Origin of the sequence: Bradyrhizobium sp. BEA-2-5 (assembly GCF_032918025.1) — a bacterium.
Lineage (GTDB): Bacteria > Pseudomonadota > Alphaproteobacteria > Rhizobiales > Xanthobacteraceae > Bradyrhizobium > Bradyrhizobium pachyrhizi.
On record NZ_CP136629.1, the window covers coordinates 7,449,020 to 7,463,860 of the forward strand.

Genomic DNA, 14,841 nt, shown 5'->3' on the forward strand with positions numbered 1-14,841 from the left:
TGCCGGACAAGGATAGCTTTGCGCCGGTTCAGGCCGGCAGCCCTGCCTTGAGCAGGCCGGCCTCGAAGCGTGCCCGATCGGGCTCGCGCTTGTAGTGCTGGGTTGCCAGATGCGCCGACACCGAGAAGGTCGGCTCGCGCTTCAGCACCTCGGCGGCGTGGGCCGAGGCAGCCACCGTGTTGCCCATCTGCGCGAAGGTCGCCGCGAGGAAGGCGTGATGGGTGTGGTCGGGGCGCGTAATCCGCGAAAACGCCTCGGCGGCCTCGGCGTATTTCTCCGCGCAATAATAGGCTCGGCCCAGGTGGCTCCAGAAGCGCTCTGGATGATAGGGGTTGAGGCGCATCGCTTTCCTGATCCAGTCGATGCCTTCCTCCGGCAAGCCCAGCCAGGTCAGGAGCTCCCCCTGTTGCACGACCACCAGGTCGTAATTCGGGTTGAGGGCAAGCGCACGCTCCTGATGGAAGGCCGCCTTGTCGTGGTCGTCGCGGTTGAGGTTCAGCGCGGCGAGAATCCGGTGCACGTCGCTGTCATTGTCGTCGAGCTTGAGCGCGATCTCGAGCTCTGCGGCGACCTGCGCCATGGTCGCGTCGCGGTCGGTGCACCAGTTGTAGACCCAGGTCTGGCCGAGCACGCAGGCCCGCCAGGCGTGGGCGTGGGCATAGTTCGGGTCAAGCACGATGGCCCGTTCGAGCAGGCGCTGCGCCTCCGCGTTGTCGTCGCGTGCCGAGCGATGATGCAGCACCTTGGCGGCAAGCACGCATTCGTAAGCGGGCATGTTGTCGGTCGGCTTGCGCTTGGTGCGGTCGTGCGTTGCGGCTTCTACCCGGCCGGGCAAAGTCGCCACGATCGCGCGGGTCATCTCGTCCTGGATGGCGAAGATGTCGGAGCTCGCGGTCGTAGCGTTCGGCCCAGATATGGCGGTCGGTCTCTGCATCGATCAGCTGCACGGTGACGCGGACGCGCTCCCCGGCCTTCCGCACGCTGCCTTCCAGCACATAGTCGACGGCGAATTCCTTCGCGATGTCCTGAACCTTGACGGCCTTGCCCTTGTAGACGAACGTCGAGTTGCGGGAGATGACAAGCAGGTCGTGAAAGCGTGAAAGCTCGGTGATGATGTCCTCGGTGAGACCGTCCGCGAAGAACTCCTGCTCCGGATCGCCACTCATATTGGCGAATGGCAGCACGGCGATGGACGGCTTCTTCGCGACGACAGGGGCGGCCACCGCACTCGGGTGCTCCGGAACGGGCCTGGCACCGGATTCGAGATGGACGCGGAAAACCCGGATTGGGCGCGCGATGTTCTTGACGGTCTGGTCGCCGAGATCCTCGAAGCTCAGATCTTCCAGGCGGTCGCCGACCTGATCGCGCACCGCGCCGGAAACGCAGATTCCTCCAGGCTCGGCCAGCGCCTCCAGCCGCGCCGCGACGTTGACGCCATCGCCGAAAATGTCGGCGCCGTCAACGATCACGTCGCCAAGATTGATGCCGATGCGAAACTGCATCCAGCGCGCCGGCGCGACGTCGGCGTTGCGCTTCGCCATCCGGCTCTGGACCTCGGCCGCGCACAGCACCGCATCGACGACGCTATGGAATTCAACCAGCAGGCCGTCGCCGGTCGTCTTGATGATACGGCCGCGGTTCTTGGCAATGGCTGGATCGATCAGTTCGACCCGATGGGTCTTGAGGCGCGCGAGAGTGCCGGCCTCGTCGACCTCCATAAGCCGGCTAAAACCGACCATGTCGGCGGCGAGGACCGCGGCGAGCCTGCGCTCTGGTCCCGGCACATCCATCTGAACGATCTGCCCGGTTACCTCGCCGCCAGTGTAGCAAATCCCGGGATTTCACCCAAGCCTCGACAGGAGGTCTTCCAGCAGCTTTGGGGGGCGCCCTTGGCGAACGCCCGGCAGGGGTGGCCGCTGGCCGCCTCAGATCATCCCCAGCGCCTGCATGTAGGTCTCGAGAATGGTCTCGGCCTCGGCGCGCTCGTTGGGGTCCTGCTTGCGCAGGCGCACGATGGTGCGCAGCGCCTTGACGTCGTAGCCGTTACCCTTGCTTTCGGCATAGACGTCGCGGATGTCGTCGGAGATCGCCTTCTTCTCTTCCTCCAGCCGCTCGATGCGCTCGATGATGGACTTGAGCTGGTCCTTGGCAAATTTCGTCGCGGGCTCGTCCTTGACGGCGGCAGACGTGGTGGCCATCGCGCACTCCTGAACAGGTATTGAAATGTTACGCGAATACGCGCCTTGCGCACCGCTTGCTGCGGGCGACCCTCGATTTTGGCGCGCCTTCCGTCAAGGAAACATCGCGCTCATCCACAGCGCGCCCACAGGAGATGCGGACGGCCGCGGAACTGACGTCACACAGGCTGAGGTTTAATGCCCGCTCTGGGCTTTCTTCATCGTCTCGAGCTGCTCGGGCGTGGCCGTGCCCTGGTACTTCGCCTTCCAGGCCTCGTATGGCATGCCGTAGACGGCCTCCCGGCTCTCGTCCTTGCTCAAGGGCACGCCTTGGGCGTCCGCGGCGTCCTTGAGCCAGTTGGAGAGGCAGTTGCGGCAGAAGCCCGCCAGATTCATGAGGTCGATGTTTTGCACATCGGTGCGGTCGCGCAGGTGACTGACGAGACGCCGGAAGACCGCGGCCTCGAGTTCCGTTCTGGTTTTGTCGTCAATGCTCATGATCGTGATCCCGTGTGTCGCGCTCACCATATTGATATCAGGTGGGAATTGTCACAGATTTTGCCATATCGGCGCGCAAAACGGACCCGTCCGGCCATCCCGGCCACGGTCCGACAGCGTCGCAGACGGGCGCCCGCCCGTTGACAGTGCCGGCCGGGCACGCGAAATCGTCCATGATTTGATATAGCTTCGCTGCATGAGCCCAACAGATTCCCTCGCCTCAGCTCCCCGCAATATCCGCCTGACGTTGGCCGGCCTCCTGCCGGTGCTGGCGCTTGTCGCGGCCTGCCTGTGGACGAGTCCGGCGGCCGCCGATTTCCGCCTCTGCAACAACACTTCGAGCCGGGTCGGGATCGCGCTCGGCTACAAGGATGCCGAGGGCTGGACCACCGAGGGCTGGTGGAACATCTCGTCGCGCTCTTGTGAGACGCTGCTCCGAGGCACGCTGGTCGCCCGCTACTACTACATCTACGCCATCGACTATGACCGCGGCGGCGAATGGTCGGGCCAGGCCTTCATGTGCTCGCGCGACAAGGAGTTCACCATCCGCGGCACCGAGGATTGCCTCGCGCGTGGCTATGACCGGACCGGCTATTTCGAGGTCGACACCGGTGAGCAGCGGGCCTGGACGGTGCAGCTGACCGAAGCCAACGAACAACAGCCGCAGAAAGTACCGGGAATGCCGGGCGGCGTGGGTCCAGGAAGTCCCGGGGCGATGCCGGGCCTGCCCAACCCGCCGCCGGGCGCAGCGCCTCCGGGCGCGTCTGGTCTGCCGCCAGCCGCACCACCCGGAAACAAACCATGAGACGACTGCGTCGAATCAAGATCCTCGCAACACTCGGCCCGGCTTCTTCAGACCTCGCGATGATCCGCCGCCTGTTCGAGGCCGGCGCCGACCTGTTCCGCATCAACATGAGCCACACCTCGCATGACAAGATGCGGGAGCTGGTCGCGACGATCCGCAACGTCGAGAGCAGCTATGGCCGGCCGATCGGCATCCTGGTGGACCTCCAGGGCCCCAAGCTCCGGCTCGGCGCCTTTGCCGAAGGCGCGGTCCAGCTCCAGAACGGGCAGACCTTCACGCTGGATTCCGACAAGACGCCGGGCGATGCCACGCGCGTCCATCTCCCGCATCCGGAGATCCTGGCTGCGTTGCGGCCGGGCCATGCGCTGCTGCTCGACGACGGCAAGGTGCGGCTGATCGCGGAGGAGACCTCGAAAGACCACGCGGTGACGCGTGTCGTCGTCGGCGGCAGGATGAGCGACCGCAAGGGCGTCAGCCTGCCCGACACCGACCTCCAGGTCTCGGCGATGACGCCGAAGGACCGCGCCGACCTCGAGGCGGCCCTCGTCACCGGCGTCGACTGGATCGCGCTATCGTTCGTGCAGCGCGCCGACGACGTCATCGAGGCCAAGAAGATGATCCGCGGCCGCGCCGCCGTGATGGCCAAGATCGAGAAGCCGCAGGCGATCGATCGCCTCGCCGACATCATCGAAGCCTCCGACGCGCTGATGGTGGCGCGTGGTGATCTCGGCGTCGAACTGCCGCTCGAGCGCGTGCCGAGCCTGCAGAAGCAGATGACGCGGATGGCCCGCCGCGCCGGCAAGCCGGTGGTGATCGCGACCCAGATGCTGGAATCGATGATCCAGTCGCCGGTGCCGACCCGCGCCGAAGTCTCCGACGTCGCCACGGCCGTCTACGAGGGTGCCGACGCCATCATGCTGTCGGCGGAATCGGCGGCCGGCAAATTCCCGGTCGAGGCGGTATCGACCATGAACCGCATCGGCGAGGAGGTCGAGCGCGACCCGACCTATCGCAACGTGATCAACGCGCAACGCGTCGATCCCGAAGCGACGGTGGGTGACGCCATTGCCGACGCGGCGCGGCAGATCGCCGAGACGCTCGACCTGTCGGCGATCATCTGCTGGACGTCGTCAGGCTCGACCGCGATCCGCGTGGCGCGCGAGCGGCCCAAGGTGCCGGTGGTCGCGATCACGCCGAACCTCGTCACCGGCCGCAAGCTGTCGGTGGTGTGGGGGGTGCATTGCGTGGTCGCCGAGGACGCCCACGATCTCGACGACATGGTCGACCGCGCCGGCTCGATTGGGTTCCGCGACGGTTTTGCCAAGGCCGGCCAGCGCGTGATCATCGTCGCCGGCGTCCCGCTCGGCATTCCCGGCACCACCAACATGGTGCGCATCGCCTCGGTCGGCCCGAGCGGCGACGCGCAGCTCTAGATTCCTGTTTGACGCGTTGTCTTCACGCGAACCGGTGCCCGCTTCGCTCGAAAACGCATTAACCCGCCGCGCCGCGATCAGCCCTGCAATGACGCGTCGAGCGTGATCTTGGTGTTGAGCAGCTTCGACACCGGACATCCGGCCTTCGCCTTGCCGGCCAGTTCCTGGAACGTCGCATTATCGGCGCCCGGGATCTTCGCCGACAGCGTCAGGTGCACCGCGGTGATGGCGAAGCCGTCGGCGACCTTCTCCAGGGTCACATCGGCCTTGGTCTCCATATGCTCCGCCGTGAGCTTGGCTTCGCCGAGAATCAGCGACAGCGCCATCGTGAAGCAGGCGGCATGCGCCGCGCCGATCAGCTCCTCCGGGTTCGAACCCGGTTTGCCCTCGAAGCGGCTGGCGAAGCCGTAGGGGTAATCCGAGAGCGCGCCGCTCTTGGTCGAGATCGCGCCCTTGCCGTCCTTGATGCCGCCCTGCCATTTGGCCGAGCCATGGGTCGTCGTCATGGGTTGCTCCGTGAGGTGGTTGAGCCCAGCCCCGAAACCTACAACGCCATTGCGACAGAAGTGTTCTTCGCGCGCCTCAGGCGCCGACCAGCGCCTTCGCCGGGGTCGTTGCCTGCACCACGAGGCCGCGGGCGCGGGCGTCCATGACGCCGACCGCGCGCAGCGCCAGCAGCGTCACGGTCTGCACCGCATCGCGCATCTTGACGGGATCATCGAGATTGTCCGGCGCGAGCGGCCCGACCAGGGCCTCGTGCAGCGCGCCAAGCAATGCGGTGGCGGCGAGCGCGGTATCCTGAGCCGGCAGGTGACCGGCGCGCACCGCGGCATCGATGCGCATGGCAAGCTCGCCGGAAATGTCGCGGCGGCTGGCGAGGCGCGAGGCGGTGACGTCGACGTCGACCGGCTCGGCCAAAATGCCCCAGGCGAGCTTGCGCTGCGACAGCACGTGGACCGCGATCGTCGTCACCGCGGCGGCCAGCGCCGATGACGGCCCTGGCGCGGCATCCGCGGCGCGCCGGATCGCCGTGAGCTCGTCGCGCGAGACTTCCGTGATCAATTCCGAGATCAGTTCGGCCTTCGACGGGAAATAACGGTAGACCGTTCCCGCCGCGACATTGGCCCGCACCGCGACGGGTGCGATCTGGACCGCCGCCATGCCGCCCGCCGCCGCCGCGTCCCGCGCAGCCGACAGGATGGCGCTGCGCCGCGCAGCCAGCCGTTTCACGACCTGATGAGTTCGCCGGTAAACCATGGCGTTCCGTCCCCCCGCCGTGCGCCCCGGCCGGCGCCCACCGGCAGAACACACGAGTCTTCAACGTTTTGAGCGATTGATCCCGCAATCGCCTGAAGAAGTGAACAACTATTCAGACTGAATGACAAGCTGGAATTGTAAGGATTTTTTGCAACCTCTGGTACCACCTCTGATTGAGCCAACGGCACTCCGGCCCCTCCCCGATCGGATCAGGGCCGCGATGGTAAATCGCTGGCTAAGCTGATCGCTCGAAATCGAGACATCTGATCTTGCGCATGCGCGCAATATCAGCTGCGGCATTTACCCGAATTTATCGGAAGCCGTGGTCGAGTGCGCGCCAGCATCACGCGTGGCGTTGGCTCTGGATGCCCCCGGCCGAAACAAGCAAGAAAGCGCATGTCACTCTCCATCACCAGCAGCGTGAGCAGCCGTAGCGCGGCGCGAGGACTGGTGCCGCTGTGCGCCGCCGTGGGCGCCTATCTGTTCTATCTCTCGGCCGGCGAAATCCTGCTGCGCGATTCCGACACGATGTGGCAGATCAGGGTCGGACAGTGGATCCTCGAACACGGCGCGATGCCGACATCGGACGTGTTCTCGTTCACCCGTTTCGGCGAGCCCTGGATCTCGAGCTCGTGGCTGTCGCAGGTGGCGTACGCGCTCGTCTACGGCGGCGATTGGGCCGGGCCGGTGATCCTGTCGTCGATGGCGATCGGCGCGACGGTCGCGATCTTCCTGCATCTGCTGAGCCCGTATTTCGATCCGGCGCGCGCGATCCTGATCGCGGCGCTGGCGCTGCTGTTGTCGACGATCCACTTCTTCGCGCGGCCCCACGTGCTGGCGCTGCCGGTGCTGCTGGCGTTCATCGGCGGCCTGCTCGCGGCCGCGGATCGCCGCACTTCACCGTCATGGTGGCTGCTGCCGCTGATGACGCTGTGGGCCAATCTGCATGGCGGCTTCGTTCTCGGCCTGGCGCTGATCGGACCGATCGGACTGGAGGCGGTGTGGAACGGGGAGCCCGGCCGCCGCCGTCAGCTTGTCGTGCGATGGGGCCTTTTCGGCCTCGCCGCGCTGGCCGCGAGCTGCCTGACGCCCTATGGCTGGACCAGCCTGCTGGGCGCGACCAAGATCCTCAGCCTCGGCAAATTGCTGACGCTGATCGGGGAATGGAAGCCGGCGGATTTCAGCAAGCCCAGCTTCTTCGAAGCCACGCTGCTCGGCCTGATCGGCCTGATCTGCTATCGCAGGCTGACGCTGTCGGTGCCGCGGATCCTGCTGCTGCTCGGGCTGATCTGGATGGCGCTGAGCCATGTCCGCAACATCGAGGTGTTCGCGTTCATCGCACCGCTGGTGCTCGCCAAGCCGATCGCCGAGCAATGGGGAACGGCAAGCGCCACCGCGGCCCGCTTCGGAGAAACGCGCGCATTCCCCGTCGTCACGATCCTGGCTGCGATCGCGATGGTGATCGGCGCATGGGTGACGACGGCGATGTTCGTCGCGCAGCATCAGTTCAAGTTCCTGCCGATGTTCTCGCCCGTGGCCGCGGTCGATGTGCTGCAGCAGCACAAGGCGCAGCGCGTCTTCAGCACGGCGCCGTTCGGCGGCTACATGGTGAGCCGCGACATGAAGGTGTTCGTCGACGGCCGCGCCGAGCTCTATGGCGAGAAATTCGTCCTCGACTATTACGATGCGCTCGACGCCCGTGACGTCGGGCAGTTGCTGGGCCTGCTCGACAAGTACCGGATCGACGCCACGCTGCTGAGCTCGGACTCGCCCGCGGGCAACGCGCTGGATCACCTGAAGGGCTGGAAGCGGCTGTACAAGGACGACATCGCCGTCATCCATGTGCGCTCGGACGAGACCAAGGTTGGTGCGGCGCCGGCGGCCGAGCGTTCGAACTAGGGCGCCCCCCACATGCGTCGCGTCCGCTTTTGCCTCGCGGGTCCCTGACCTAGGTCGGCTCACCTATCGAAAGCGGACGTTGCAGCCTTCTGAACAAAGCTCAGCTGCGGTCCAGAAGCGGACTATTGCATTCTAGAAACTTTGACCAGGAGCTCTCTCAACCACTTGTGCTGGGCATCCCCATTTTGACGCGGATGCCAACTCGCCGTGGAGGTCTCAGCGCTTGCCGCGCTCTTTGACCGGGATCACGAGTTTCAGTCCCGACCAGACGTCATCGACCGCACAGACCTTGACGTCGACCAGGCCGTTCGCGAGCGCGGTTTCGCGGACCTCCTTCTCCGTAAGGTCGGTCGCGACGCCCGAACTCTTCTTCGGCCACGACACCCAGATCATGCCGTCAGGGGCGATCGCCTGACGGTAACGCCGCAGCTTGGCCGCAAGCCCTTGTGCGTTGGCAGCGAACAGGGTGCACGGCATCGAGCGGTGCCCGTGCGGTGTTCGCCACCAGCACATCGGGGGGCAGTTCGCCGACAACGTCGCCATAGGGAACGGACAACCCGTCGACAAAAATACAAAAGCCCGGCTTGAGGCCGAGCTTTTGCACAATCGGTTTGCCGGAAGCACCGGCCATGGCGGGCGAGGCTTACGCCTGCGGCTGCGGCTCCAGGCCGGGATCCGGATCGGGCCGCGGGCGCGACTTGCCGGCCGGGGGCACCGCGGAGGCGCGCGGCGTGGTCGGCTCGAGCACGGATTCGCGGTTCGGCTTCTTGCCCTTGAAGAGGTCGACAATCTCGTCGCCGCTCAGCGTCTCGAACTCCAGCAGTCCTTTGGCGAGGGCCTCGAGGTCGGCACGCTTCTCGGTGAGGATACGCGTGGCTTCCTGATAGCCCTCCTCGACCAGACGCCTGATCTCGGAATCGATCTTCTGGACGGTCGCTTCGGACGCGTTCTGGGTGCGCGACACCGACATGCCCAGGAAGACCTCGTCCTGGTTCTCGCCGTAGGAGACGGTGCCGAGCTCTTCCGACAGGCCCCAGCGCGTCACCATCATCCGAGCCAGGCGCGTGGCCTGCTCGATGTCGGAGGCGGCACCCGAGGTCACCTTCTCGCGACCGAAGATCAGCTCTTCGGCGACACGGCCGCCCATCATGATGGCGAGGCGCGAGGTCATCTGCTCCAGGGACATCGACAGCTTGTCGCGCTCCGGGAGCTGCATGACCATGCCCAGCGCACGGCCGCGCGGAATGATGGTCGCCTTGTGGATCGGATCGGTCGCGGGCACGTTGAGGCCGACGATGGCGTGGCCGCCCTCGTGATAGGCCGTCAGCAGCTTCTCTTCCTCGGTCATGACGAGCGACTTGCGTTCGGCGCCCATCATCACCTTGTCCTTGGCCTCCTCGAACTCAGCCTGCGTCACCATCCGCTTGTTGCGTCGGGCGGCGGTGAGCGCGGCCTCGTTGACGAGGTTCATCAGGTCGGCGCCAGAGAAGCCCGGGGTGCCGCGCGCGATGGTCTTGAGGTTGATATCCGGCGCCAAGGGCACCTTGCGAACGTGAACCTTGAGGATCTGCTCGCGGCCGACGACGTCCGGATTGGGCACGACGACCTGGCGGTCGAAGCGGCCCGGACGCAGCAGCGCGGGATCGAGCACGTCGGGGCGGTTGGTCGCGGCAATCAGGATCACGCCCTCGTTGGCCTCGAAGCCGTCCATCTCGACCAGCAGCTGGTTCAGCGTCTGCTCACGCTCGTCATTGCCGCCGCCGAGGCCGGCGCCGCGGTGACGGCCGACGGCATCGATTTCGTCGATGAAGATGATGCAAGGCGCGTTCTTCTTGGCCTGCTCGAACATGTCGCGGACGCGGCTCGCGCCAACGCCGACGAACATTTCGACGAAATCCGAACCGGAAATGGTGAAGAACGGCACGTTGGCTTCGCCCGCCACCGCACGCGCGATCAGGGTCTTACCGGTGCCGGGAGGGCCGACCAGCAGCACGCCGCGCGGAATGCGACCGCCGAGGCGCTGGAATTTGCCGGGGTCGCGCAGGAACTCGACGATCTCCTGCAGGTCCTGCTTGGCTTCGTCCACGCCGGCGACGTCCTCGAAGGTGACGCGGCCATGCGCTTCGGTCAGCATCTTGGCGCGCGACTTGCCGAAGCCCATCGCCTTGCCGGCGCCGCCCTGCATCTGCCGCGACAGGAAGATCCACACGCCGATCAGCGCGATGAAGGGCAGCCAGGAGACCAGCAGCGAGACGAACCAGGGCACGTTGTCGCCCGGCGGCTTTGCGGTGATCTGCACCTTGCTGTCGTAGAGACGCTTCACCAGCGTCGGATCGTTCGGCGCGTAGGTCTGGAAGCTCGAGCCGTTGGTGAAGGTGCCGTGGATATCGGGCCCCTGGATCACGACGTCGCGCACATGGCCCTGATCGACCTCAGTGAGAAGCTGCGAGAACGAGATGTCCGAGGACGACGAGCGCTGACCCGGATTCTGAAACAGCGTGAACAACGCCAACAGCAGCAAGACAATGATGACCCAGAGGGCGAAATTGCGCAGATTGGCGTTCATTGATCTTCCTTCGTGGTCGCGCGGATCGCGGCCTCTCTCTATCCTTGGGCAGGCTCTGTGGGAATCCCCAGGGAATCCATCCCGTCGATGGCATACAATTTAGGTGCCGCTGGGGTAGATGCCAAGGGAACCACGCACGACTATTTACCGCATCCTAGCGCGATTCCCGGTCAAAAAATGGCGCTGAATCCGGTGTTTTTCCGGGGTGGTTAAGCCTCTTTGCCCGATTATGACAGCGATTGAAACAATCGAACCCGGCTCAGCGGGAGCGCGCCCGGCGGGGTGGCGCCGGCCCGATCCTGATACGGCCGGCGGCGACGCTGATGACCGCTCCGGCAAGGGTCTGTTTCAGCTTGGATTCGCGTTTTCCCAAAGTCCCATCCAAGGCCTCGTCCATCGCGGCGAGCAGGGTTTCGACCTTGCCGAGCTCGGCCGGCCCCTCATGTCCGATGCGGTCGATGGCGCGCTTGAGCAGACGGACGCGGATTTCCTCGGGCATCACCGCGAACAGTGCAGCATCGAAGCCCGCGCCGGAGTTATCCTCGCTCTTCGACGCAAGATAGTGCTCGGCGCCGTCGACCAGCACCTCCAGGGCGGCGTTGGCGCGCGCGATCCTTGCGGCGAGCCGCGCCAGGTTCCGCGCGTCGCCGCCCTCCGCCGCGAGCATTGGCATCAGCGCGCGCAGCCTCGGACGCGTGAAGGATCGATCGCGGTTGGTCGGATCGTCGGCAAAGCCGATGCGCGCCTTCTTCAGCGTCGCGATCAGCTGGGCCTTGGAGATGTCGAGCAGCGGCCGCGTCAGCAAGACGCCGTCGCGCTCGGTCTCGCGCGCCATTGCCGAGAGGCCCGCAACGCCGCTGCCGCGCAGCATCCGCATCAGCAGTGTCTCGGCCTGATCGTCACGGGTGTGTGCGGTCAAAATATGCGTGGCGCCATGCCTGCGTGCGGCCTGCGCGAGCAGTCGATAGCGGGCCGCGCGCGCGGCCGCCGGCACGCCAGTTCCAGGCTTTGGTCCAGTCCAACGCAACGTGTGATGCGGCAGGTCGAGACTTCGCGCCAGCCGCTTGACGTCGCGCGCCTCGCGAGCCGCTTCAGGACGCAGGCCGTGATCGACCGTGACCGCCACCAGCCGCGGTCCCTGCGCGAGCGCGCGGCGCCAGCGCGCGGCGAGCCACATCAGCGCGACTGAATCGGGACCACCGGACACCGCAAGCAGGAGCGCCGGCGCGCCCGCAAGGCCTGCGAACAGGCGCTTGGTGTCCCGTGCCGGGATGGCGGATTGGTCGTCGGGCATCGCAAGACCAGCTGCTGGCGGAGAGGCCGGAAGCGGCCCTCCCGCATCTGGTTTAGCACTTCACGCGCTTCTGCTCGCGGTCAACCGCAGCCTTGACCCCGCCGGACGCGCGCGGGTACTTCCGCGTGATCTCGCCGAAGGCGGCGCAGGCGGCCTCCTTCTCCTTCAGCGCGGCGAGCGACTGCCCGAGCCGCAGCAGCGCATCCGGCGCCTTGGCCGATTTCTCGTATTTGGTGGTGACGGCGAGGAAGGCTTCCGCGGAGTCGCGATATTGCTGGCGCTGGAAGTAGCTCTCGCCGAGCCAGTATTGCGCGTCCCCGACCAGCGGGTCGCTCGGGAATTTCTGCGCAAAATTCTTCATGGTCTGCTCGGCAAGCGCATAGTCCTTGCGCTGCATGTAGCCGATGCCGAGGTCGAACTCGTCGCGCGGCGTCGCCGAGGGCGGCAGGGTGGTCAGGCCTGCGCTCGCGCCGGGCGCACGCTGCGGGCTGGTGTTGCCGAGATTGAGCGGCTCGCCTGCCCCACGGCCGCCGGGCGCACCAACCGCCGCCTCACTGGGCATCGCCATCCCGCCGCCGCCGAGCGCGCGCGGTGCGCCCGGCGCGTTCGGGTTCTGGTTCGGATCGAACGCATCGCCGCGGCCGCGGCGGCCGGAAGCCGCCGGCGCCGGCTCCTGCGCGATCGGCGCGGGCGCCGCGATCTGCTGCTGCTGGTCATAGCCGCCCTGCGGCTGCCGGCCATATCCTTGCTGCGGCTGGCCGTAGCCTTGCTGGGGTTGGGCGTAGCCCGGCTGCGGTTGCGGGTAGGCCTGCGGTTGCTGCGCCGGTGGTGGCGCCGCCGCGACGGGTTGGCCCGCCGGAGCCTGTCCACCTGGGCCGGGCGGTTGCCCGCCAAGCTGCCGCAGCCGCTCCTCGAGCTGGCGATTGCGATATTGCAGCTCTTCGTTCTGGCCGGTGAGCTGGCGCAGCTGGTTCTCCAGCCGCTCGATCCGCATCTCAGCATCGGAATCGTCGGATTGGGCAAACACTGGCGAGGAAACGGCGAGCAACGCCGCGATCGCCGCGGCGGAGGAAAGAAAATGAATCCTGGATGACATTTTGCCCTGACGACGAGATCGACGTGAAAAGCGAGCGACATTGAGGGACGGAGTACGCCGGAATTGTGACTGGCACTTCAAATCCGGGACAGCGTCGCGCGACACCGGTTTAGTACGGACGCTGGAACAAGCAAGCGGCCAATTGCGCGCAGCTTCGTTCATCTTGATGACGGCCCGGCTTTCACGCGGCCAAAACAAAGCCGGCGCCCGAAGGCGCCGGCTTGAAAACACTCATTCAGGTTCGCGTCAGGAGCTCGCGTTCAAGACGGTGACGGCGCGCCGGTTCTGCGACCAGCAGGAGATGTCGTTACAGACGGCGACCGGCCGTTCCTTGCCGTAGGAGATCGTGCGCATGCGGTTCGGATCGATGCCGCGCGAGGCGAGGAACGAGCGCACCGACTGGGCTCGGCGGGCGCCGAGCGCGATGTTGTATTCGCGGGTGCCGCGCTCGTCGGCATGACCTTCGATGGTGAAGCTGTAGCGCGGATAGGTCTGGAGCCACTGCGCCTGCTTCTCCAGGGTCACGATCGCCTGCGGGGTCAGATCGGTCTGGTCGCTCTCGAAGAACACGCGGTCACCCACGTTGACGACGAAATCCTGCTGGCTGCCGGGCGTCGCCGCGCCCCCAATCGCGCCATTGGCGTCCAACGGGTTCTTGTTGGCGCAGGCACCCATCGACAGCGCCACCGCCAGAACCGCAACCAGCTTCATACCCTGGAGATAATTCATTCCCGGAGCCTCCACGCTCGCGCTCTTCGTACTACCCAATCGGTCTACAGGGGGTTGGTTAAGCGAACGTTCCGTCAACCTTGACGGAACCTTGCTCGACCCCATCAAATGCCAGGTAATGGCGAAAAGCGCCCCCGATGGTTAATGGGTGGCAAATGTGGCGCGATGGTGAAGGGAAGGCAAGGTTCGCGGGAACCGGCCGCTTTTGCAGGGCAATTTGGCCTGCGCGCAACAGTCGATCGACACTGAGTCGATGAGAATGCCGTTTCCCTCAGGGATTCGGCACGATCGAAGCGCGCTCGAACGGCTGCACGAAGCCGTCGGGCTGCAACTGGCCTTCGCGGTCGAACAGCATTCGCCGCTCGAAGGCGCTGGAGCGCAGGAAGGGATAGCGGGCCAGCACGCGTTCCCGCACCGTCGGCAGATGCGACGCCATCAAGCCGACCGGCTTCACCAGCCCGGGATAGAGCCGCGGCTCCGACCAGGTCTCGTGCAGGAACACACGCCGGTAGAACGCCATGTGCTCGGGCCGGACCGGCGCCAGGCCGTAGTCAGCGTTGAAGTGCACGCCCGCCGTCGAGCCGAGGCGCACCGTGACATAAGGAAGTTCCGGATTGTTCCGGGCCTTTTCGGGATCCGCGACGAAGCGCGTCGAGTCGATGAAGACCAGGCCCTGATCAAGCTTCGGCAGCAGCACGTCGCCGAACACCTCGAGCGTCGGCGAGGTTCGCCACTCCGGCGTCACCACGGTGATGCGGATCGAGCTGCAGAGTTCGCCTTGCAGATAGACACCGAACACCCAAGCATTCGGCGCATCATCGAACTGATCGACGACCCGCTCGTCCGCCGAGGGCCGGATCGCGCCTTCACGCAGATAGGCGCGATAGCGAAGCCGGTAGATCTCGTCTTTCTGTTCCGGGGTCTGAGCGAGGCGGTAATCGACTTGATCCAGAGGGTCCGCAAGCCTTCCTGTCGCGGGCTTGATGGCTTCGGCCGCGGACCTCATTTGGTACTCCCTGAACAACTCAACAACTTCAACGCGCGAGCCAAAAGATTAACAGCTTCTTAATTTCCGTCAAAGCAATCG

At 65.7% G+C, this 14,841-nt stretch carries 13 protein-coding genes and 1 pseudogene; 3 read left to right on the forward strand and 11 right to left on the reverse strand.

The window, feature by feature from the left end; all coding sequences use genetic code 11:
* Positions 1-28 precede the first annotated feature (28 nt).
* The 3 genes and pseudogenes from RX327_RS34830 to RX327_RS34840 form a co-directional block, all read right to left on the reverse strand.
* Positions 29-1,790 (reverse strand): annotated as a pseudogene (locus RX327_RS34830) (adenylate/guanylate cyclase domain-containing protein).
* Positions 1,791-1,925: 135 nt separating this feature from the next.
* Positions 1,926-2,198: a DUF2312 domain-containing protein gene (locus RX327_RS34835; protein ID WP_317248585.1), complete on the reverse strand. Its 273-nt coding sequence runs from the start codon at positions 2,196-2,198 to the stop codon at positions 1,926-1,928.
* Positions 2,199-2,372: 174 nt separating this feature from the next.
* Complete coding sequence (locus RX327_RS34840) at positions 2,373-2,675, reverse strand: DUF1244 domain-containing protein (protein ID WP_317248586.1); 303 nt, start codon at positions 2,673-2,675, stop codon at positions 2,373-2,375.
* A 196-nt stretch (positions 2,676-2,871) separates the two neighbouring features.
* Here RX327_RS34840 and RX327_RS34845 point away from each other — a divergent pair, with 196 nt between their 5' ends.
* Both RX327_RS34845 and pyk read left to right on the forward strand, forming a co-directional pair.
* Positions 2,872-3,480, forward strand: coding sequence for a DUF1036 domain-containing protein (locus RX327_RS34845; protein ID WP_317248587.1), 609 nt, complete (start codon positions 2,872-2,874; stop codon positions 3,478-3,480).
* Entirely contained in the window at positions 3,477-4,913 is a 1,437-nt protein-coding gene (gene pyk, locus RX327_RS34850) for a pyruvate kinase (RefSeq protein ID WP_317248588.1), read from the forward strand. Before RX327_RS34845 ends, pyk begins: the two co-directional genes overlap by 4 nt.
* Positions 4,914-4,990: 77 nt before the next feature.
* Here pyk and RX327_RS34855 read toward each other — a convergent pair whose 3' ends face one another.
* Positions 4,991-5,419: an OsmC family protein gene (locus tag RX327_RS34855; RefSeq protein ID WP_016841620.1), complete on the reverse strand. Its 429-nt coding sequence runs from the start codon at positions 5,417-5,419 to the stop codon at positions 4,991-4,993.
* A 76-nt stretch (positions 5,420-5,495) separates the two neighbouring features.
* Entirely contained in the window at positions 5,496-6,170 is a 675-nt protein-coding gene (locus RX327_RS34860) for a TetR/AcrR family transcriptional regulator (RefSeq protein WP_317248589.1), read from the reverse strand.
* A 396-nt stretch (positions 6,171-6,566) separates the two neighbouring features.
* On the opposite strand from RX327_RS34860, the gene RX327_RS34865 reads away from it, so the two are divergent.
* Positions 6,567-8,069, forward strand: coding sequence for a hypothetical protein (locus RX327_RS34865; RefSeq protein WP_317248590.1), 1,503 nt, complete (start codon positions 6,567-6,569; stop codon positions 8,067-8,069).
* Between the two features lie 216 nt (positions 8,070-8,285).
* On the opposite strand, the gene RX327_RS34870 is transcribed toward RX327_RS34865, so the two are convergent.
* The 6 genes from RX327_RS34870 to RX327_RS34895 form a co-directional block, all read right to left on the reverse strand.
* Positions 8,286-8,546, reverse strand: a complete 261-nt coding sequence (locus tag RX327_RS34870; protein ID WP_410712114.1) for a DUF3052 family protein — start codon at positions 8,544-8,546, stop codon at positions 8,286-8,288.
* Positions 8,547-8,712: 166 nt separating this feature from the next.
* The gene (ftsH, locus tag RX327_RS34875; RefSeq protein ID WP_317248591.1) at positions 8,713-10,635 is read right to left on the reverse strand and encodes an ATP-dependent zinc metalloprotease FtsH; all 1,923 of its coding nucleotides are present in this window, start codon (positions 10,633-10,635) and stop codon (positions 8,713-8,715) included.
* Positions 10,636-10,894: 259 nt separating this feature from the next.
* Complete coding sequence (gene tilS / locus RX327_RS34880) at positions 10,895-11,929, reverse strand: tRNA lysidine(34) synthetase TilS (RefSeq protein ID WP_050386122.1); 1,035 nt, start codon at positions 11,927-11,929, stop codon at positions 10,895-10,897.
* A gap of 52 nt (positions 11,930-11,981) precedes the next feature.
* Positions 11,982-13,025 (reverse strand): tol-pal system protein YbgF, encoded by a 1,044-nt coding sequence (ybgF, locus tag RX327_RS34885; RefSeq protein WP_317248592.1) that lies wholly within the window; start codon positions 13,023-13,025, stop codon positions 11,982-11,984.
* Positions 13,026-13,271: 246 nt separating this feature from the next.
* Positions 13,272-13,754: a peptidoglycan-associated lipoprotein Pal gene (pal, locus tag RX327_RS34890; protein ID WP_317248593.1), complete on the reverse strand. Its 483-nt coding sequence runs from the start codon at positions 13,752-13,754 to the stop codon at positions 13,272-13,274.
* Between the two features lie 271 nt (positions 13,755-14,025).
* Positions 14,026-14,760, reverse strand: coding sequence for an N-acyl amino acid synthase FeeM domain-containing protein (locus tag RX327_RS34895; RefSeq protein ID WP_038377730.1), 735 nt, complete (start codon positions 14,758-14,760; stop codon positions 14,026-14,028).
* Positions 14,761-14,841: the final 81 nt, after the last annotated feature.

What these genes read in the sequence shown, in the direction of transcription:
- RX327_RS34835 (WP_317248585.1), bottom strand. Translation starts at nt 2,198, where the DNA reads ATGGCCACCACGTCTGCCGCCGTCAAGGACGAGCCCGCGACGAAATTT.
- RX327_RS34840 (WP_317248586.1), bottom strand. Translation starts at nt 2,675, where the DNA reads ATGAGCATTGACGACAAAACCAGAACGGAACTCGAGGCCGCGGTCTTC.
- RX327_RS34845 (WP_317248587.1), top strand. Translation starts at nt 2,872, where the DNA reads ATGAGCCCAACAGATTCCCTCGCCTCAGCTCCCCGCAATATCCGCCTG.
- pyk (WP_317248588.1), top strand. Translation starts at nt 3,477, where the DNA reads ATGAGACGACTGCGTCGAATCAAGATCCTCGCAACACTCGGCCCGGCT.
- RX327_RS34855 (WP_016841620.1), bottom strand. Translation starts at nt 5,419, where the DNA reads ATGACGACGACCCATGGCTCGGCCAAATGGCAGGGCGGCATCAAGGAC.
- RX327_RS34860 (WP_317248589.1), bottom strand. Translation starts at nt 6,170, where the DNA reads ATGGTTTACCGGCGAACTCATCAGGTCGTGAAACGGCTGGCTGCGCGG.
- RX327_RS34865 (WP_317248590.1), top strand. Translation starts at nt 6,567, where the DNA reads ATGTCACTCTCCATCACCAGCAGCGTGAGCAGCCGTAGCGCGGCGCGA.
- RX327_RS34870 (WP_410712114.1), bottom strand. Translation starts at nt 8,546, where the DNA reads ATGCCGTGCACCCTGTTCGCTGCCAACGCACAAGGGCTTGCGGCCAAG.
- ftsH (WP_317248591.1), bottom strand. Translation starts at nt 10,635, where the DNA reads ATGAACGCCAATCTGCGCAATTTCGCCCTCTGGGTCATCATTGTCTTG.
- tilS (WP_050386122.1), bottom strand. Translation starts at nt 11,929, where the DNA reads ATGCCCGACGACCAATCCGCCATCCCGGCACGGGACACCAAGCGCCTG.
- ybgF (WP_317248592.1), bottom strand. Translation starts at nt 13,025, where the DNA reads ATGTCATCCAGGATTCATTTTCTTTCCTCCGCCGCGGCGATCGCGGCG.
- pal (WP_317248593.1), bottom strand. Translation starts at nt 13,754, where the DNA reads ATGAATTATCTCCAGGGTATGAAGCTGGTTGCGGTTCTGGCGGTGGCG.
- RX327_RS34895 (WP_038377730.1), bottom strand. Translation starts at nt 14,760, where the DNA reads ATGAGGTCCGCGGCCGAAGCCATCAAGCCCGCGACAGGAAGGCTTGCG.